This is a genomic window from Aminobacter sp. HY435, assembly GCF_027568395.1.
GTDB lineage: Bacteria > Pseudomonadota > Alphaproteobacteria > Rhizobiales > Rhizobiaceae > Aminobacter.
On the sequence record NZ_JANKZL010000010.1, the window covers coordinates 206,367 to 223,532 of the forward strand.

18 protein-coding genes and 1 pseudogene are annotated in these 17,166 nt (G+C 64.4%); 9 read left to right on the top strand and 10 right to left on the bottom strand.

Annotated elements, in window-relative coordinates; genetic code table 11:
• Window positions 1–3: 3 nt before the first annotated feature.
• From phnE to phnC, 3 genes are all read right to left on the bottom strand, one after another.
• Window positions 4–957: a phosphonate ABC transporter, permease protein PhnE gene (phnE, locus tag PCJ21_RS16375; protein WP_269932481.1), complete on the bottom strand. Its 954-nt coding sequence runs from the start codon at window positions 955–957 to the stop codon at window positions 4–6.
• A 75-nt stretch (window positions 958–1,032) separates the two neighbouring features.
• Window positions 1,033–1,944, bottom strand: coding sequence for a phosphonate ABC transporter substrate-binding protein (gene phnD / locus PCJ21_RS16380; RefSeq protein WP_269932482.1), 912 nt, complete (start codon window positions 1,942–1,944; stop codon window positions 1,033–1,035).
• A 90-nt stretch (window positions 1,945–2,034) separates the two neighbouring features.
• Entirely contained in the window at window positions 2,035–2,877 is an 843-nt protein-coding gene (gene phnC / locus PCJ21_RS16385) for a phosphonate ABC transporter ATP-binding protein (RefSeq protein ID WP_269932483.1), read from the bottom strand.
• A 335-nt stretch (window positions 2,878–3,212) separates the two neighbouring features.
• On the opposite strand from phnC, the gene PCJ21_RS16390 reads away from it, so the two are divergent.
• A complete protein-coding gene (locus tag PCJ21_RS16390) occupies window positions 3,213–4,232 on the top strand; it encodes a Tim44 domain-containing protein (RefSeq protein WP_269932484.1) in 1,020 nt (339 codons plus the stop codon).
• A gap of 181 nt (window positions 4,233–4,413) precedes the next feature.
• Window positions 4,414–5,631 (top strand): sodium/glutamate symporter, encoded by a 1,218-nt coding sequence (gene gltS, locus PCJ21_RS16395; protein WP_269932485.1) that lies wholly within the window; start codon window positions 4,414–4,416, stop codon window positions 5,629–5,631.
• On the opposite strand, the gene PCJ21_RS16400 is transcribed toward gltS, so the two are convergent.
• From PCJ21_RS16400 to PCJ21_RS16415, 4 genes and pseudogenes are all read right to left on the bottom strand, one after another.
• Window positions 5,628–6,245: a DapH/DapD/GlmU-related protein gene (locus PCJ21_RS16400; protein WP_269932486.1), complete on the bottom strand. Its 618-nt coding sequence runs from the start codon at window positions 6,243–6,245 to the stop codon at window positions 5,628–5,630. The genes gltS and PCJ21_RS16400 overlap by 4 nt on opposite strands.
• Window positions 6,242–6,949, bottom strand: a complete 708-nt coding sequence (phnL, locus tag PCJ21_RS16405) for a phosphonate C-P lyase system protein PhnL (protein WP_269932487.1) — start codon at window positions 6,947–6,949, stop codon at window positions 6,242–6,244. The genes PCJ21_RS16400 and phnL overlap by 4 nt, the downstream gene beginning before the upstream one ends.
• Before the next feature lie 3 nt (window positions 6,950–6,952).
• Entirely contained in the window at window positions 6,953–7,729 is a 777-nt protein-coding gene (phnK, locus tag PCJ21_RS16410) for a phosphonate C-P lyase system protein PhnK (protein WP_269932488.1), read from the bottom strand.
• Window positions 7,730–7,878: 149 nt separating this feature from the next.
• Window positions 7,879–8,739 (bottom strand): annotated as a pseudogene (locus tag PCJ21_RS16415) (alpha-D-ribose 1-methylphosphonate 5-phosphate C-P-lyase PhnJ); the annotation flags it as partial.
• A 110-nt stretch (window positions 8,740–8,849) separates the two neighbouring features.
• Between PCJ21_RS16415 and PCJ21_RS16420 the strand changes: the two are divergent.
• Complete coding sequence (locus tag PCJ21_RS16420; protein WP_269932490.1) at window positions 8,850–9,044, top strand: hypothetical protein; 195 nt, start codon at window positions 8,850–8,852, stop codon at window positions 9,042–9,044.
• 21 nt (window positions 9,045–9,065) lie between these two features.
• Window positions 9,066–9,497: a type II toxin-antitoxin system HicB family antitoxin gene (locus tag PCJ21_RS16425; protein ID WP_269932491.1), complete on the top strand. Its 432-nt coding sequence runs from the start codon at window positions 9,066–9,068 to the stop codon at window positions 9,495–9,497.
• Between the two features lie 17 nt (window positions 9,498–9,514).
• Here the strand turns inward: PCJ21_RS16425 and PCJ21_RS16430 are convergent, their stop codons facing one another.
• Genes PCJ21_RS16430 through phnG form a run of 3 tightly spaced genes read right to left on the bottom strand, consistent with a single transcriptional unit; the run spans window position 9,515 to window position 11,701 of the window.
• Entirely contained in the window at window positions 9,515–10,624 is a 1,110-nt protein-coding gene (locus tag PCJ21_RS16430) for a carbon-phosphorus lyase complex subunit PhnI (RefSeq protein ID WP_269932492.1), read from the bottom strand.
• A 1-nt stretch (window position 10,625) separates the two neighbouring features.
• On the bottom strand, window positions 10,626–11,231 hold the full coding sequence (phnH, locus tag PCJ21_RS16435; protein ID WP_442866030.1) for a phosphonate C-P lyase system protein PhnH: 606 nt from the start codon (window positions 11,229–11,231) through the stop codon (window positions 10,626–10,628).
• Window positions 11,231–11,701: a phosphonate C-P lyase system protein PhnG gene (gene phnG / locus PCJ21_RS16440; protein WP_269932493.1), complete on the bottom strand. Its 471-nt coding sequence runs from the start codon at window positions 11,699–11,701 to the stop codon at window positions 11,231–11,233. Before phnG ends, phnH begins: the two co-directional genes overlap by 1 nt.
• 103 nt (window positions 11,702–11,804) lie before the next feature.
• Between phnG and phnF the strand changes: the two genes are divergently transcribed.
• From phnF to PCJ21_RS16465, 5 genes are all read left to right on the top strand, one after another.
• Window positions 11,805–12,551 (top strand): phosphonate metabolism transcriptional regulator PhnF, encoded by a 747-nt coding sequence (gene phnF, locus PCJ21_RS16445; RefSeq protein ID WP_269932494.1) that lies wholly within the window; start codon window positions 11,805–11,807, stop codon window positions 12,549–12,551.
• 110 nt (window positions 12,552–12,661) lie between these two features.
• Window positions 12,662–14,278, top strand: coding sequence for a pilus assembly protein (locus PCJ21_RS16450; protein ID WP_269932495.1), 1,617 nt, complete (start codon window positions 12,662–12,664; stop codon window positions 14,276–14,278).
• A gap of 167 nt (window positions 14,279–14,445) precedes the next feature.
• The gene (locus PCJ21_RS16455; RefSeq protein ID WP_269932496.1) at window positions 14,446–15,570 is read left to right on the top strand and encodes an ROK family transcriptional regulator; all 1,125 of its coding nucleotides are present in this window, start codon (window positions 14,446–14,448) and stop codon (window positions 15,568–15,570) included.
• A 44-nt stretch (window positions 15,571–15,614) separates the two neighbouring features.
• Window positions 15,615–16,361: an ABC transporter permease gene (locus PCJ21_RS16460; protein ID WP_442866031.1), complete on the top strand. Its 747-nt coding sequence runs from the start codon at window positions 15,615–15,617 to the stop codon at window positions 16,359–16,361.
• Entirely contained in the window at window positions 16,358–17,164 is an 807-nt protein-coding gene (locus PCJ21_RS16465; RefSeq protein ID WP_269932498.1) for an ABC transporter ATP-binding protein, read from the top strand. The genes PCJ21_RS16460 and PCJ21_RS16465 overlap by 4 nt, the downstream gene beginning before the upstream one ends.
• The last annotated feature ends 2 nt before the right edge of the window (window positions 17,165–17,166 follow it).

Here is a 17,166-nt window from a genome sequence, read left to right on the forward strand (position 1 = left end):
GGCTTATTCCCCGCGGCCGAAGGCGAAGGCCTGCTCACCAACCAGCTTCTTGCGAAGCCAAGCCGAGAGCTGGTCGACGGTGACGATGGTGCAGAACAACAGGATGATGATGGCGATGGTCTTGGCTTCGTGATTGCGGCTGATCGACAGGCGCAACGCCTCGCCGATGCCACCGCCGCCGACCGCGCCGATGATGGTCGAGGCGCGCACGTTGATCTCCAGCCGCAGCAGCGCGTAGCTCAGGAAGTTGGGCATGACCTGCGGCACGATACCGAACCAGACGCGCTCGGGCCAGTTACCGCCGACGGCGCGCAAGCCTTCGTCGGCCTTCATGTCGGCATTTTCGACCACTTCAAAAAACAGCTTTCCGAGCGCGCCGATGGTGTGCAGCGACACGGCGATGATCGCCGGGATCGCGCCCATCGACAGGATGGCGAGGAAGAAGCCGGCAATGACGATTTCGGGAAAGGCGCGGAGGATCTCGAGGAAACGGCGGACGAAGAAGCGCAGCCAACGCTGCGTCACCAGGTTGGACGCGGCGAGGAAGCAGAGCAGGAAGCCGATGGCGAAACCGATGATGGTGGAGACGAGCGCGATGTTGATCGTCTCGATCATCTTGTAGACGTATTCGGGCACGTAGACCGGGCCGAAAAGGTACATCCGGCCTTCCGGGTAATCGAATTTCAGGCTGCCGTCGTCATAGGGCGAGGGCAGGTCGAACAGCGCGCGGCCAACTTCCAGCCCGTCGCGCGGGATCATCTGGTCGGTGAAGTCGAAGAAGTGGGGCAGCCGGTCGAAGAACTTGCCGGCGTTGCTGTCATTTGCGAACCACAGCGAACCGGAGAGCGCGACAAAGAGAAAGAGCAGTCCACCGATCGTGTAGAGGCGGCGGCGGCCAGCGAGCTCGCGCCAGTGGCGCTCGACCGCAAGGCCTGCTTCCGAAAGGGGCATGGTCATGGATGGTGCTTCCGGTCCCGAACAAAAAGACGACGCGCCGCAGATGGCCACCGCGCGCCGGAGTTGCCTGAAGGCTTAGCTGCCGATCTGCGCCTTGCGGGCGTCGATCACAGGCTGGTAGAACTCGGGGGTGACTTCGGTGTAGCTCTTGAAGTCGCCGCCCTGGATCGCCGAGAAGCAGGCCGGATCGGTTTCCGGCAGCTTGACCATGAAGTCCTTGAACTTGGCCTTGATGTCGGCGTCGAGCGAGGTGCGCACGACGAGCGGGCCGTTCGGGATCAGCGGCGACCGCCAGACTTCGACCAGGTCGTCCATGTCGAGGATGCCCTTGTCGACCATCTTCTTCAGGTTGCCCGAGGTGTAGCCGTCCTTGAATTCGCCGACGCCCGAGCCGAAGGTCGTGCCGGCGTCGAAGGTGCCCTTGAGCACTTCGAGGACGAGGTTTTCATGGCCGCCGCCAAAGCCGGTCTCGGCAACGAAGTCTTTGACGGCGACGCCGCCGAGATCCTTGGGCAGCGCGGTGACGGGGATCAGGTAGCCCGAGGTCGAGTCCGGATCGGCGAAGCCGAGCTTCTTGCCCTTGAGGTCGTCGAGCTTGGTGATGCCCGAATCCTTCTTGGCGACCATGATGGTGTAGTAGCCGGTGGCGCCGTCGGTCTGGACCGTGGTCAGGATCGGCTCGACCGCGTCCTTGCTCTGCAGGTAGATCTTGGCATAGCCGGAAGCACCGAGTTCGGCGTAGTCGAGCGTGCCGCCAAGCAGGCCCTGGACGGTGCCGTCATAGTCGGCGGCGGGGAACAGCGACACCTTTTCGACGCCGAGGACGGCCGGCAGCTGGTCGACCAGGCACTGGAAGTTGCGCAGGCGGTCGGCTTCGTTTTCACCGCCGATCAGGCCGATGCGGAATTCCTTGAGGTCTGCGGCATGGGCCTGTCCGATTGCCAGGACGGCAAGCGAAACAGCGCCCAGAAGTGCGTTCTTGAACATGACAAATCTCCAGGTTGGCCCGGCATCGCCGGGTCATGTGCAGTTGCTGATTGCAGGCCCTTGACGCGGGCGAGACGACCGTGGACCGCCTCAGGCCGGTGCGTAGACCGGTTCCAGAGGTGCGGCGGATATCGCAGGCTTCGCCCTGACGGGGCGGATGCTGGTCGAGGTGATGGCTTCGGAAATCTCGGCGCCGTCAGCGTCGGCACCATAGACGAGACGGACGGCCTCGATGGTCAGTTCCTCCGGCGCGCCGTCGAAGACCACCGCGCCGCCCTGCATGCCGATGATGCGGTTGCAGTAGGTGCGAGCGGTGTCGAGCGTGTGCAGGTTGGTGATGACGGTGATGCCGTCGCGCAGGTTGATGTCGCGCAGCGCGTCCATCACCACCTTGGCGTTGAGCGGGTCGAGCGAGGCGATCGGCTCGTCGGCGAGGATCAGCTTCGGCTCCTGCATCAGGGCGCGGGCAATGGCGACGCGCTGCTGCTGGCCGCCCGACAGCGTGCCTGCCGGCTGGAGCGCGGTGCGGGTGATGTCGAGACGCTCGAGCGCGGCGATCGCCCGGATGCGTTCCTCGCGGGAGAAGATGCCGAGCAGGTTGAGCCCGGTCGAACGATGGTTGAGGCGGCCGAGCAGCACGTTGGTCAGCACGTCTAGGCGCGGCACCAGGTTGAACTGTTGGAAGATCATGGCGCAGTCGCGCTGCCAGCGGCGCAATGCCGGACCCTTTAGCGAAGACACTTCGGTGCCATCAAAGACGATCAAGCCCTGACTTGGGTCGATCAGGCGGTTGATGGTCTTGAGCAGCGTCGACTTGCCGGCGCCGGAGCGGCCGATGATGCCGACCATCTGGCCCTGCTGGATCTGGAGATTGACACCATTCACGGCGACATTCTTGCCGAAGCGGCGCGTGACGTTGCGAATTTCGAGCATCGTGGCTTCCCTGTCCGTCAGGGCTTTCCGCCCCGTTTCTGGCATCGGCCTAGACCCGGCCCATGAAGCTGCAATGTCGGGACCATGTCAGTTCTGTTACGATGCACAGGGCGAGAGGCCGAAAACGGAGGTTTTTGGCCATTTGCGCATGCGATCGCCGGCCGCAAGCCATGGATGCCCTGGCGCCGCGCGACATTTTTCACGTGCGCCGGCTTCGCGGCAGCGGATCGAATAACGATGAAGTTATTAGGTCCGCTCGAAAAATTCGCACCAAGCACTGACACTACACTTGTTAGACATTATATGAGGGCGGACTTCAGTGTGAGGAACCGCCGATGAAATTGTCCCGAACGACCCGCTTTGCCACTCTTTTCGCGGGCCTGTTCCTTGCGTTCTCCATGGTCGCCGTCGACCAGGCCGATGCCCGCCGCGGCGGCAGCTTCGGCAGCCGTGGAACGCGAACCTTCCAGTCGGCCCCGCCGACGCGAACCGCACCGCAGCCGACCGCTCCGGTCGAGCGTTCGATGTCGCCGAACGCCGGCCAAGCGGCAAATCCTGCCACCAACGCGGCCCGTCCGGGTGCGGCTGCACAGCAGCGCCCCGGCTTCATGGGCGGCTTCGGGCGCTCGATGCTGGGCGGCCTGTTGATGGGCGGCCTGATCGGCATGCTGCTCGGACAGGGCTTCGGCGGTCTCGCCGGCATGTTCGGCATGCTGCTGCAGGTGGCTTTGATCGGCGGCGCCATCTGGCTCGCCCTGCGTTTGTTCCGCTCGCGCCAGGCGCCTGCTTCGGGTCCGGCGATGGCCGGCGCAGGTGCCGGCGGCGGCAACTTCAGCTATCGCGACGCAGCGCCGTCGGACGCTGGAAAGAGCAATGGCGCAAGCCGCTCGTTCAGCATTCCGAGCATCGGCGGCAGCCGCTCGGCTGCCCCGCAGCAGCCTGTCAGCACCGAGATCACGGTGTCCGGTGAAGATCTTGACACCTTCCAACGCATGCTGACCGAGGTTCAGGAGGCCTTCGGGCGCGAGGACCACAAGGCCCTGCGCAAGCTGGTCACGCCGGAAATGGTTTCCTACCTATCTGAAGAACTCGCCGACAACGCGCAGAAAGGCGTTCGCAACGACGTCTCCGACGTTCAGCTCCTGCAAGCCGACATCGCCGAGGCCTGGAGCGAGGGCGACCGCGACTATGCCACCGCCGCCATGCAGTACTCGTCGATCGACGTGACGCGCGACCGGGCGACCGGCGAAGTGGTGGACGGCGACGAAAAGGAGCCAACCGAGACGACCGAACTCTGGACGTTCGTGCGCCAGAACGGCGGTGACTGGCAGCTCTCGGCGATTCAGGAAGCCTAAGCACTCCAGCACGATGCAACAGGCAAGCGCCCGCGATCGCAGATCGCGGGCGCTTTCGTTTTGACGGCGCGTCGGCGACTGGCGGCTTGCCCGCGACCTGGTTCTGCGCAAGTTTGGGGACTGCAAGGCCAGATTCGAAGGGGCCCGCGGTTTGTCGCCTCAGGCTTGCAGAGGGGATCCCATGACGACTGCCGCCAATACGATCGCGGTGCCCGATTTCCTGACCATCACGCTCGGCATCATCGTCTATTTCATCGGCGTGATCCTGACCCAGCGCGTCGCTTTCCTGCGCAGCTACAACATCCCCGAACCGGTCACCGGTGGCTTTCTGGCCGCCGCAGCCATATGGGCGTTCTACCGGCTGTCGGGCCTGGAAATCGTCTTCGATATGACCACGCGCGACAGGTTGCTGGTCATCTTCTTTGCCACCGTCGGCGTCAATGCGCGGCTGTCCGACCTGCTGGTCGGCGGGCGGGCGCTGGCGGTGCTGTGCGTGCTGACCGTGCTTTTCGTCTTCTTGCAGAATGGCGTCGGTACGCTCGGGGCCTGGCTGTTCGGCCTGCCCTCTGCCGCGGGCGTCATCATGGGATCGATCGCCTTTGTCGGCGGCCATGGCACAACGATTGCCTGGGCGCCGGCAATCGCGGCCGAGCATGGCTTTCCCGCGGCGATAGAAGTCGGCACCGCCGCGGCCACGCTCGGCCTCATCGTGGCAAGTGTCCTGGGCGGGCCGGTGGCGAAGTTCCTCATCGAGCGCGGCAAGCTGACCACCGACGCGACAGTTTCGGACAACGAGGGGGCTCACGCCAAGACGGAGGCGGCACCGATCGACAAGTCGAACTTCATGCAGGCGCTTTTGCTGGTCAACGTCGCCGTGGTGCTCGGCTATCTGGTTCACGGACCGGTCTTGGCGATGGGCCTGAAGCTGCCGCTGTTCGTACCCTGCCTGATCATGGGCGTCGTCTTGTCCAACACGATCCCTTACGTCTTTCCACGCATGCCCTGGCCAGCGCGCTCACCGGCGATGTCGCTGATTTCAGACTATTCGCTCTCGGCGTTCCTCGCCATGTCGCTGATGAGCATGCAGCTTTGGACGCTTGCCGGGGTCGCCGGTCCGCTGCTGGTCGTCGTTGCCCTGCAGGCACTGCTCGCGGTTGCCTTCATCCTGGTCGTGCTTTTCCCGCTTTTAGGCAGGGACTATCAGGCGGCGGTGCTGAGCGCCGGTTTCACCGGTCTTTCGCTGGGTGCTACCCCCACCGCGATCGCATCGATGACGGCGGTGACCAAGCACTATGGCCCGTCACCGAACGCCTTCATCATCCTGCCGCTGGTCTCGGCGTTTTTCGTCGATCTGGTCAATGTGGTGGCGATTCAGTTTTTCCTGGCGCGCGGAGGCTAGCCGCCGTGCTTCTCCAGGAACTCTTCCGCTGAAAGGTTGCGGAAATCGTCGAGCGCAACACGCAGCCTGGCGTGGTCCCAGTCCCACCATGCGAGTGCCTGGAAACGATCTGAAGTCCTGCGGTCGAAGCGCTCGCGCAGCGGCTTGGCCGGCACGCCTGCGACGATGGTGTAGGGCGCCACGTCCTTGGTGACCACGGCACCGGAGCCGACCGCCGCGCCGTCGCCGATGGTGACGCCGGGCAGTACCGTCGAGCCATGGCCGAGCCAGGTGTCATGGCCGATGGTCACGGTATTCGATCGGCGCCACTCGAAGAACTCGGTCTCGTGAGTGGCGTCGTCCCAGTAGTCGGAGGCGCGATAGGTGAAGTGGTGCAACGTCGGCCGCCAGGTCGGGTGGTTGGTGGCGTTGCAGCGGACGGCGGCTGCGATGTTGGAGAATTTTCCCACCGCCGTGCACCACAGGCTGCAGTCCTGCATGACGTAGGAATAGTCGCCGAGCGAACTCTCGCTGATGCGGGTGCGCTCGGCGACCTCGGTCCAGCGGCCGAGCGTCGACTGCGTTACCTCGGCGCTTGGGTGGACCCAGGGCTGTTCAGAAAGCTTGCGGCTCATGCGGCGACCTTTCCGGCGGCGAAGGCGGTGACGTCGACGATGCGGTCGGCCACAGCCTCGCGCACGTCGGCGTCATGGAAGATGCCGAGCAGGGCTGTGCCCTTCAGCTTCTTTTCCTCGATCAGGCCGATCACCACCTCGCGGTTGGTGGCGTCGAGCGAGGCCGTCGGCTCGTCGAGCAACAGCACCGGATGGTCGGTGATGAAGCCGCGGGCGATGTTGACGCGCTGCTGCTCGCCGCCTGAGAAGGTGGCGGGCGGCAGGCTCCAGAGACGTTCGGGCAGGTTCAGCCGGTCGAGCAGTTCCGAGGCGCGGGCATGGGCCTCGTCGCGGCCCGTGCCGCGGGCGACCAGCGGCTCGGCGACGACGTCGAGGGCCGAGACGCGCGGCACGGTGCGCAGGAACTGGCTGACGTAGCCGATGGTGTCGCGGCGCACCGACAGCACCGCGCGCGGACTGGCGGTGGCGAGATCGACGAGTTGGCCGTGGTGATCGACGATGATCTGGCCCTGGTCGACGCCGTAATTGCCGTAGACCATCTTGAGGATCGAGCTCTTGCCGGCGCCCGAGGGGCCGCCGAGCACGGCGCATTCGCCTGCCCGGATCGAGAACGAGACATTGGCGACCACCGGCAGGCGGATGCCGCCGCGCAGGTGCATGGTGAAGGCCTTGGAGACCTCCGAGACGATGAGGGGAGTGGCCATGGCTTACACCTGCAAAATGGAGGAGACGAGGAGCTGGGTGTAGGGCGCGCGCGGGTCGTCGAGCACGCGGTCGGTGAGGCCGGCTTCGACGACATGACCGTCCTTCATCACCATCATGCGCTGCGACAAAAGCCGCGCCACGGCGAGGTCGTGGGTGACGACGATGGCGGCAAGGCCGAGGTCGGTGACCAGTCCACTCAAAAGGTCGAGCAGGCGCGCCTGCACCGAAACGTCGAGGCCGCCTGTTGGTTCGTCCATGAACACCAGGCGTGGGCCGGTGACGAGGTTGCGGGCGATCTGCAGGCGCTGGCGCATGCCGCCGGAAAAGGCGCGTGGTTCGTCGTCGATGCGCCCTTCATCGATCTCGACGCGGCCGAGCCAGTCGATGGCGGTCGAGCGGATGTTGCCATAGTGGCGGTCGCCGGTGGCCATCAGCCGCTCGCCGACATTGGCGCCGGCCGACACCGTCATGCGCAGCCCATCGGCCGGGTTCTGGTGGACAAAACCCCAGTCGGTGCGCATCAGGAAGCGGCGTTCGGCCTCGCTCATGCGGTAGAGGTCGCGCCACTGGTTGTCGCGCATGCGGTAGCTGGCGGTGCCCGATGTCGGCAGCAGGCGGGTTGCCAGGCAGTTGAGCAAGGTGGTCTTGCCCGAGCCGGACTCGCCGACGATGGCCAGCACCTCGCCCGGCCACAGGTCGAAGGAGATGTCCTCGCAGCCGATGCGCGAGCCGTAATATTTGGACAGCGCCGTGACGCGCAGTAGCGGTTCGTCGGTCATCATAGCGTTCCTTTACCCTCCCCCTTGTGGGGAGGGTGGCCCGGAGGGCCGGGTGGGGGTGATTTCTGGATCAGGGTTTCGCTGTTACCCCCACCCGTGTCTTCGACGCGACCTCCCCACAAGGGGGAGGTAGGGGCAGGCTCCAGGATGTCGGGCGAGAGGTGGCCTCGATGGCCGCAGGCCTGGCGTGTCTCGCAATGGTCGGTGTCGGAACAGACGAACATGTGTCCGCCCTTGTCATCGAGGATGACCTCGTCGAGATAGACCTGCTCCGCCCCGCACAGCGCGCAGGGCTGGTCGAAGGCCTGGATCTCAAAGGGATGGTCCTCGAAGTCGAGGCTGACCACCCTGGTGAAGGGCGGCACGGCGTAGATGCGCTTTTCGCGCCCCGCGCCGAACAGCTGGAGTGCGGGCGACATGTGCATCTTGGGGTTGTCGAACTTCGGGGTCGGTGAGGGGTCCATCACATAACGGCCCTCGACCTTGACCGGATAGGCGTAGGTGGTGGCGATGCGGCCGTGCCTGGCGATGTCCTCGTAGAGCTTGACGTGCATCAGCCCGTATTCCTCGAGCGCGTGCATTTTCCGCGTCTCGGTCTCGCGTGGCTCCAAGAAGCGCAGCGGCTCGGGGATCGGCACCTGGTAGACCAGCGTCTGGCCCTCTGTCAGCGGATGTTCCGGGATGCGGTGGCGGGTCTGGATGATCGTCGCCTTCGCCGTCTCGGTGGTGACGGCGACGTCGGCGACCTTCTGGAAGAAGGCACGGATCGACACCGCGTTGGTGGTGTCGTCGGCGCCCTGGTCGATGACCTTGAGCACGTCGTCGGGGCCGATGATCGCGGCCGTCACCTGCACGCCGCCGGTGCCCCAGCCATAGGGCATCGGCATTTCTCTGCTAGCGAACGGCACCTGGTAGCCGGGGATGGCGATGCCCTTGAGGATCGCCCGGCGGATCATCCGCTTGGTCTGCTCGTCGAGATAGGCGAAGTTGTAGGTTGCGATGTCTGTCATGACGGCTTTCCGAAGATCGTAGCCCAATCCGATCGATTGATGCGCACATTAATGTGCTTGAAATGCGCGCAATCATGTGCGCACTCTATGCATCTGGGGGGATGTGGCGGATGAAACGTGAGGCTCTGATAAGAGAGCTTCGTGCTCTCGCGCGTAAACGAAACTTGCGGTTTGAAGTCTTCACCGACCGGGGCAAAGGTTCCCACTATCGCGTGAGGCTTGGCGAAAGAATCACGACCGTCCAGTCGGGCGAGCTGTCCGCATTGATGGTCAGGACGATCAAGAAGCAACTCGGTGTCGAATGAGCTGCGCCGATGGAGGTTGAAATGGATTACATCTACGGGGCGAAAATTGAGGCCGATCCCGAGGGTGGGTTCCTCGTGACCTTTCCTGACGTACCCGAGGCCATTACCAGTGGCGAGACAATGGCCGAGGCGCGCGCTAGCGGAGCTGAAGCTCTGGGGCTCGCGTTGCGTGGCGTCGCCGCTATGGGCCGACCACTGCCGAAGCCGCAGTCGGCCGACCAGGGACTTGTGTCCATTGCTGTCGCGCCTGATACGGCATTGAAGTTGGCGGTTGTCGAGGCTTTTGCTCAATCTGGCATTTCCAAGAGAGAACTGGCGCGTCGCCTGAACAAGGCGGAGACCGAGGCACGCCGTATTCTGGACCCGGATCACCCGACCAAACTTCCAGTACTGCAGGCGACGTTGGCCTTGTTGGGCAAAGAGATCGTGGTTTCCGTCCGCGATGCCGCCTGACGCTGCAAGAAGAGAGCTCATTCCGCCGCCTCCCGCTGTTCGGTTTCGTTGGTCTGGTTGCGCTTTTCGTGCTCGCCGCGCATGCGGCGGACGAGATCGAGTTCGGCCTGGAAGTCGACATAGTGCGGCAGCTTGAGGTGCTCGACGAAACCGGTGGCCTGGACGTTGTCGGAGTGCGAAATGACGAACTCCTCGTCCTGGGCGGGTGCGGTGATGTCCTCGCCCAGTTCGCCGGCGCGCAGCGCCCTGTCGCACAGCGACATGGCCATGGCCTTGCGCTCGGACTGGCCGAAGACCAGCCCATAGCCACGGGTGAACTGCGGCGGCGCCTTGGCCGAGCCCTTGAACTGGTTGACCATCTGGCACTCGGTGACGCGGATGCGGCCGAGTGTTATGGGGAAGGGCAGTTCCGGCACGTCGAGTTCGAGCTCGACCTCGCCGATGCGGACTTCGCCGACGAAGGGATGGCTGCGGCCATAGCCGCGCTGGGTCGAATAGCCGAGCGCAAGCAGAAAACCCTCGTCGCCGCGCGACAGCGCCTGCAGGCGGCTGTCGCGCGCAAGCGGAAACTCCAACGGCTCGCGAGTGATGTCGCCGGTGACGTGGTCCTCGGGCAGTTCGCCGTCGGCCTCGATCAGGCCTTCATGGGCGAGGATTTCCGAGACGCGCGTCATGCGCTGCCCGTCGGCGTCACGCTGCTCGGGCGCGGCAATTTCGGGATCGTTGGCGAGTTCGGGGTCGAGCAGGCGGTGGGTGTAGTCGAAGGTCGGACCGAGCAGTTGGCCGCCTGGCAGGTCCTTGTAGGTGGCGGAGACGCGGCGCTCGACCTGCATGGCGGCGGTGTCGATCGGCCTGGTGTAGCCGAAGCGCGGCAGGGTGGTGCGGTAGGCGCGGACGAGGAAGATCGCCTCGATCAGGTCGCCGCGCGACTGCATGATGGCGAGCGCGGCCAGCTCGCGGTCGTAGAGCGAGCCTTCCGACATGACGCGGTCGACGCCGAGCGCCAGCTGCTCGACGATCTGGTCGATGCGCAGCGACGGCACCGAACGGTCGCCACGGCGGCGGTCGGCGAGCAGGCGGTGGGCGTTGGCGATGGCGGCTTCGCCGCCTTTGACGGCCACATACATGTCAGGCCTCCGTCGTCTTGATGCGGACAGTGCGGGGAAGGCAGGCAACAGCGCCGGGTGCTGCCAGGATGACGTCGACGCCGCGCGGGAAGCGGGCGCCGTTCTGTTTCCACTGCTCGACGAAATGGCGCGGCAACGGCGTTGGCGCGATGGTATCAGTGGTCTCGATGCCGGGGCCTTCGAGATGCAGCGGCGCGCCGCCAGTCAGGCTTTCCACCTGCAGGATCAGCGTCGTCGAGCGGTCGGGATATTCCTGGGTCCCTTGCGCGAAGTTCTCGAGCGAGATCAGGTTGGCCGGATTGGCGACAAGCGCGAAATGCGCATCGGCCGGTGTCGCGGCCAGCGGCGCTCCGGTGTGGAAGCCGAGCCAGGATCTTGCCGACGAGACCTGAAGCCCGGCATCGAGCCAAAGCGGGGTGTCATGGTCGCACAAGGTCAGCGCTACCGCACCCGCGGTTGCCGCCAGCGGTGCGGGCGGCTGTGCCAGGCCGGCTACCTGTTGGACTGTCCCAGGCCGTGCCATGGCGTCCATGACAGCGCGGAAAACCGTCTGGGCGTTGAAAACTGGGGCGGCAAAGCCGCCGTCGATCACATCCATCTGGTCCATCAGTCCTCTCCGCGCACCATGGTGAAGAAGTCGACCTTGGTCGCTGCCGTTTCGGTGCGGCTGGTCGCATCGGCTTTTGCCTGCGCGGCACGCAACGGCGCGATGATCTTCTGTTCGATGTCGGCGCGCCGCTCGGCGTTCTGCCAGAGCGCATCGGTGATGGCCGACAGCTTGGCCTTCTCCTTGTCGCGGCCGAGCGCATAGGAATGGCCGATCTCGCCGCCGGGCAGGCGCACCGTTGCGCGGGTCACCGTCGCTTCGCCGAAGTTGAAGGGCGCTCCGCCGCCGCCGATGCGGCCGCGCACCGACACCAGTCCGGTTTCGGGGCCGCGCAGCATCTCGGCCTCGTCTGATATGCCTGCCGCCGCGCACAGCCGCTTCAACTCGTCCACTGGCGCCAGCGCGAGGGCCGCCATGGCCGCCTTGCGTGCTGCCTCCGTTTCTCTTTCCTGCCGTCGATCCATCTTCATCGCCGCTCCGTTCACTTTATTTATCTATTGTTCTATACAAACGAACAACATACAATGGGTTTGTAGAGAGGCTGCATGACGGGTGCATGACAGGGGCAGGGGATTGAACGATCGAGAACCAGCGGTGACGCGCAAGAGCGGGGTGGCGCTGTGGCGCCAGATCGCCGACCAGATACGTCAGGCAATCAGTGCCGGCACGCTTGGCGCGGACGGTAGGCTGCCAACTGAAATGGCACTGTCGGAGCGTTTCGGCGTCAACCGTCATACGCTGCGCAGCGCCATAGCGGCGCTCGTCCAGGAAGGCGTGCTCCGGGCCGAGCAGGGCCGGGGAACCTTCGTCGAAAGCCGCCAGAAGCTGTCTTATCCAATTTCTGCGCGGACGCGCTTCTCCACCGGCCTGCGCAGCCAGACGCGCGACCGCCGCAGCCTGCTGCTCGCCCACGCAGTGGAGCCGGCGTCAGGACGCGTGGCAGAAGGGCTTGGCCTGGCGGAGGGCGCGCCGGTGGTCAGGCTGGAGACGCTGAGCGAGGCTGACGAGCGCCCGGTGTCGCGCGCGACGAGTTGGTTCGACGCCGAACGCTTCCCAGGCTACGCAGAGGCCTATGCCGAGACCGGCTCGGTCACGCTTGCCTTCGAGCGCTACGGCATCGAGGACTATTTCCGCAAGTCGACGCTGGTCTCTGCTCGCCACGCCGACACCGGCGACCTTGCCGACCTCAAGCTGTCGGCTGGCGCCATCGTGCTCGTCGCCATCGCCACCAATGTCGACGCCAAGGGCATGCCGATCCAGTATGCCGAAACGCGCTTCGCCGCCGACAGGGTCGAGCTGAGCGTCTCGACCGAGGCATAGGCGCAATTTTCCGCTCCGTTGGATCGTCTTCTGGTTGTATGCCGGGGCGCTAAAACACAATTTAAACCGTTTGCATGCAAACAACCTTTCCAAAGACCGGGGAGGTTGTGGTGTTCAAGCGCTTCTGCAAATCGACGAGTGGCAACTTTGCCATCATGTTTGCCATTCTGCTGCCGGTGTTGATCGCAGCGGTAGGCATCGCCCTGGACGTCGCCAATCTGACCAAGGCCAAGTCGGACCTGCAGAACGCGCTCGACTCTGCCGTGCTCGCGGCTTCGCGCCTGAGCGACAGGGAGGGTAGCCGCATGGAGACCTTCGATGCGTTCTTTGCGACCAACATTGCCGACAAGCCTTCCCTGGCCGGGGCCAAGGCCAAGCTCGAAATCGAGCAGAGCGTCAACAGCATTAAGACCTCAGCGGTTGCCAGCGCAGACGTGAAGCTGAATTTCGGCTTCATGTTCGGCGAGAGCGCGCGCGTCTCGGCGACGGCGAGCGCCTTTGAATCGACGGCCAGGCTGGAGGTGGCGCTGGTGCTGGACAATACCGGCTCGATGGGGGCGGCCAACATGAAGGCGCTGATCGAGGGAGCCAAGGACGTCGTCCATGCCTTGCAGAAGGTGCAGAGCGACAGGCCCGAGCGCGAAATCCTCGCTGCTCTCGTCCCCTTTGTCACGGCGGTCAATATCGGTGGCGCGGACGGGTTCAAGTCGTCCTGGATCGATACCAGGACCGTGGTGCCGAAAGCGGATCCGGGCTGGAACGGCAAGAACTTCGAGTACATCAAGGATTCGAAGGGCAACGATCAGCGTATCGGGCACTGGGCCTTGTTCGACAAGGTGAAGTCGAAAGCGCCCTGGAGAGGCTGTGTCGAGGCCCGCGCGGGCGGTCATGCGCTGAGCGACGCAGCGCCGGATGTCGGCAAGCCCGAGACATTGTTCGTGCCATATTTTGCGCCCGATGAACCAGGCGGGCCTGCCAAATCTCCCAATAGTGGAGCCGCCTACAACAACAGCTACCTGTCGGACCCCGAGAAGGGGACTGACGGCAAGGTCGCCACCGACAGATACAAGCAACAGAATCTGGCCAAGTACGACACCGCGCTGGCAGGCGCGATCATCAAGGAAACACCAAACGACACGACCGGCCCCAACTACGCTTGCGCCACTCCAGTCGTTCCGCTGACGCAAGACCTCGTCAAGTTGGCTGGAGACCCGGTCAAGAAAACCAAGGGCGAGATCGACAAGATGACGTTCTGGTTCGGTTCCGGAACCAATGTGTCCGAGGGGCTGGCGTGGGGCTACCGTGTCCTGTCCCCCGGGGAGCCATTTACTCAGGGGCAGAATTTCAGATTGCAGGACACCACGAAAGTGGTGGTCGTGTTCACCGATGGCGAGAACAACGTCTTTGGCGCGTCCGACAAGACCATCAACAAGTCGGACTACGGTGCCTACGGCTACCTGGATCAGGGTCGGATGGGCTCGACCAGCCGCTCGGCGGCACTAACCGCCGTCAATGACGCCACCCAGAGCGTCTGCACGCAGCTCAAGGATCAGGATGTCATCATATATACGGTGGTACTGGGGGCTGACACGACGGCCAACCGCAAGCTCTACAGCACTTGCGCTACCAGCCCGTCCTACTACTTCCCGACAAGGAACACGACCGAACTCAAAGCGGCATTTCAGGCCATAGCGAACTCAATCTCGCCATTGTACGTGACGCACTGACGGCCCACGGCGGCGGACCGGCCGGGCGCGCCAAAGCGATGCCGGCCGTCGCCTCGGGGAGGTGCCATCGAAGCTGCAATCCGAATTCTGGCAGTTCGGTCGAGAGGCGCATTGACTCCTCCCATATTAATTTCTAAAGTTTAGAAAATAATATGGGAGGACGGTCGATGGGCATCCATCACGGCCACATCTTGCGAATTCTTCGCGACGAGGGGGCGCAGTCGCGGGCCGAACTGTCGCGGCGCTCGAAGCTTTCCGCCACGACCCTCACTCACGTAACCGCGGCGTTGTTGCGCGATGGCTCCATCCTCGAAGGCGAGACCTATGGCGCCAACGGAGTGGGGCGGCCGGCGCAAGCGGTGCGGCTGGTTCCGGAAGCGCGCACTGTGGCCGGCGTCCACATCGGCGCGGGCAACGTGCAGGTGACGATAACCGATCTGCTCGCCCGCCCCAAGGCAAGTGCAGCTTTCTCCTTCGACACCGGGTCTGCCGATCCCGACGAGATTGTCCGGCAAGTGTCGCGCACGGTGATCCAGCTTGCCGAGGAAACCCAAGTCGACACGAAGTCGATGCTCGGGGTAGGCATCGGCGTTCCCGGCCCGGTCGATCCGGCGCGCCGCATGGCGCTCGCGTCTATCAATGTCGGTTGGCGCAACCTGGCGCTGGCCGACAAGCTGGAGGATGCCTTGCGGCTGCCGGCGGTGGTCGAGCACAATGTCAGCGCCATGGCGCTGGCCGAAAGCCGCTACGGCATCGGCAAGAACGTTCCGGCGCTACTCTACATCTACCTGCGCACCGGCCTTGGCGCCGGGCTGATGGTCGATGGCGCGCCGTTCCGGCCGGGCGGACATGGCGCGGTTGAACTCGGTCACATCCAGATTGTCGCTGATGGCGCAGAATGCGCGTGCGGCAATGTCGGCTGCCTGGAAACCTTCGTCTGCGAACGCGCCCTGATGGAGGCTGCTGGCCTGAGCGGGCAGGCGCCCGACGACTTGCTGGCGCGCGTCGAGCGGAACCGGCCGGCATGGGGCACGGTCGTTCGCCACCTGACCACCGCCTTGGCCAGCGCCGTGAATATCCTCAGCCCCAACCTCATCGTCTTTGGCGGTCATCTGGGCGAGGCGCCGCAGTCGCTCTACGAAGCGCTCGCCGCAGACTTGCCGCCACGCATCATGCCGCACATGCGCGATATCCTGATGCTAGAGCGCGGCACGTTTGGCGCGCAGGCCGGCTCGATTGGCGGCGCAGCGGTGGCGCTGGACCAGTTCTTCTATTCGGGAGCGCTTCATTGAGCGCAGCACCAGCACCCCAGCCGGCAACGGCGCAGCGATCGTCGATCCTGCCGGCACTGGCTTTGAACGCTTTGGCTTTCCTGTTCGGCCTTGCCGTGTGGTGGGCCATAACAGCGGCGAAGCTCGTCGTCTTGCCCGGGCCGCTGGAGGTCTTCCAGCGCGCTATCGAACTGGCACTCAACGGGCAACTGGCGATCGACATTTTCTCCAGCCTGAGGCGTGTTCTCACCGGCTTCCTGCTCGGTGCGGCCCTTGCCATACCTGTTGGCTTCCTGATGGGCTGGTACACGGTTGCCCGCGCGCTCATCGAGCCATATGTCCAGTTCTTCCGGATGATCCCACCGCTGGCGGTGATCCCGCTCGCCATCGTCACGATGGGCATCGACGAGGCGCCGAAGATCTTCGTCATTTTCCTCGCTTCGTTCCTGTCCTGCGTCGTCGCCACCTACCAGGGCGTCATCAGCGTCGACCGCACGCTCATCAATGCGGCCCGTGTGCTCGGGGCGACGGATTCGGTGATCTTTCCGCGTGTCATCATTCCCGCTTCGATACCGTTCATCCTCGTCGGCGTGCGCATCGGCCTGGGTTCGGCATGGGCGACAGTGGTCGCCGCCGAACTGATCGCCGCGCAATCGGGCCTCGGCTTCCGCATGCAGCAGGCGCAGCTCTATTACGACCTGCCGACGATCTTCGTTTCGCTGATCACCATCGGCATCCTCGGGCTCCTGATGGACCGCATTCTCCAGGCAACCGAGCGTCGGCTCACCCAGTGGCAGGAGCGCGCCCGATGAGCCCGCAGGCCCAACCCAAACCCTCGTTCCAGCCCAAACTGTCCTTCCAGAATGTCAGCCGGCGTTTCGGCGAGGGCGAGAAGGCGTTTCTGGCTCTCGACCGGCTCAATCTCGACATTGCCGACGGCGAGTTTGTCACGGTTGTCGGCCCATCCGGCTGCGGCAAGTCGACGGCCATGAATATCGCCGCCGGGTTGATGGACGTCTCCGATGGCCAGGTTCTGGTCGATGGCAAGCCGGTGAGGGGGCCAGGCCCCGAACGTGGCGTGATCTTCCAGCAATATGCCCTGTTTCCATGGCTCACCGTGCGCCAGAATGTCGAATTCGGCCTGCGCATCAAGGGCATGCCGGCGGCCGAGCGTCGCCGCATCTCGGACCGGTTCATCGGTCTCGTCGGGCTCCGCGATTTTGCCGATGCACTGCCGAAGACGCTTTCGGGCGGCATGAAGCAACGCTGTGCCATCGCGCGCGCCTATGCCGTGGATCCAACGATGCTGTTGATGGACGAGCCGTTCGGGGCGCTCGACGCGCTGACCCGTGTCCACATGCAGGATCAATTGCTCGACACCTGGAGCCGCGAGCGCCGCACTGTGTTCTTCATCACCCATGACGTCGACGAGGCGGTCTATCTCGCCAACCGGGTCATCGTCATGGCTGCGCGGCCGGGTCGGCTGCACAAGATCATCCCGGTCAACCTGCCGCCGGTCCGCAACGAAGAAGTGCGGCTGTCGCCCGAGTTCACCGAAATCCGCAATCAGGTCTGGCACGCGGTCTATCACCAGAAGCCGCTGGTCGACGCATAGCA

Excerpts from the sequence above, each read along its gene's own strand:
- phnE (WP_269932481.1), bottom strand. The coding sequence starts at position 957 with ATGACCATGCCCCTTTCGGAAGCAGGCCTTGCGGTCGAGCGCCACTGG.
- phnD (WP_269932482.1), bottom strand. The coding sequence starts at position 1,944 with ATGTTCAAGAACGCACTTCTGGGCGCTGTTTCGCTTGCCGTCCTGGCA.
- phnC (WP_269932483.1), bottom strand. The coding sequence starts at position 2,877 with ATGCTCGAAATTCGCAACGTCACGCGCCGCTTCGGCAAGAATGTCGCC.
- PCJ21_RS16390 (WP_269932484.1), top strand. The coding sequence starts at position 3,213 with ATGAAATTGTCCCGAACGACCCGCTTTGCCACTCTTTTCGCGGGCCTG.
- gltS (WP_269932485.1), top strand. The coding sequence starts at position 4,414 with ATGACGACTGCCGCCAATACGATCGCGGTGCCCGATTTCCTGACCATC.
- PCJ21_RS16400 (WP_269932486.1), bottom strand. The coding sequence starts at position 6,245 with ATGAGCCGCAAGCTTTCTGAACAGCCCTGGGTCCACCCAAGCGCCGAG.
- phnL (WP_269932487.1), bottom strand. The coding sequence starts at position 6,949 with ATGGCCACTCCCCTCATCGTCTCGGAGGTCTCCAAGGCCTTCACCATG.
- phnK (WP_269932488.1), bottom strand. The coding sequence starts at position 7,729 with ATGACCGACGAACCGCTACTGCGCGTCACGGCGCTGTCCAAATATTAC.
- PCJ21_RS16420 (WP_269932490.1), top strand. The coding sequence starts at position 8,850 with ATGAAACGTGAGGCTCTGATAAGAGAGCTTCGTGCTCTCGCGCGTAAA.
- PCJ21_RS16425 (WP_269932491.1), top strand. The coding sequence starts at position 9,066 with ATGGATTACATCTACGGGGCGAAAATTGAGGCCGATCCCGAGGGTGGG.
- PCJ21_RS16430 (WP_269932492.1), bottom strand. The coding sequence starts at position 10,624 with ATGTATGTGGCCGTCAAAGGCGGCGAAGCCGCCATCGCCAACGCCCAC.
- phnH (WP_442866030.1), bottom strand. The coding sequence starts at position 11,231 with ATGGACCAGATGGATGTGATCGACGGCGGCTTTGCCGCCCCAGTTTTC.
- phnG (WP_269932493.1), bottom strand. The coding sequence starts at position 11,701 with ATGAAGATGGATCGACGGCAGGAAAGAGAAACGGAGGCAGCACGCAAG.
- PCJ21_RS16455 (WP_269932496.1), top strand. The coding sequence starts at position 14,446 with ATGGGCATCCATCACGGCCACATCTTGCGAATTCTTCGCGACGAGGGG.
- PCJ21_RS16465 (WP_269932498.1), top strand. The coding sequence starts at position 16,358 with ATGAGCCCGCAGGCCCAACCCAAACCCTCGTTCCAGCCCAAACTGTCC.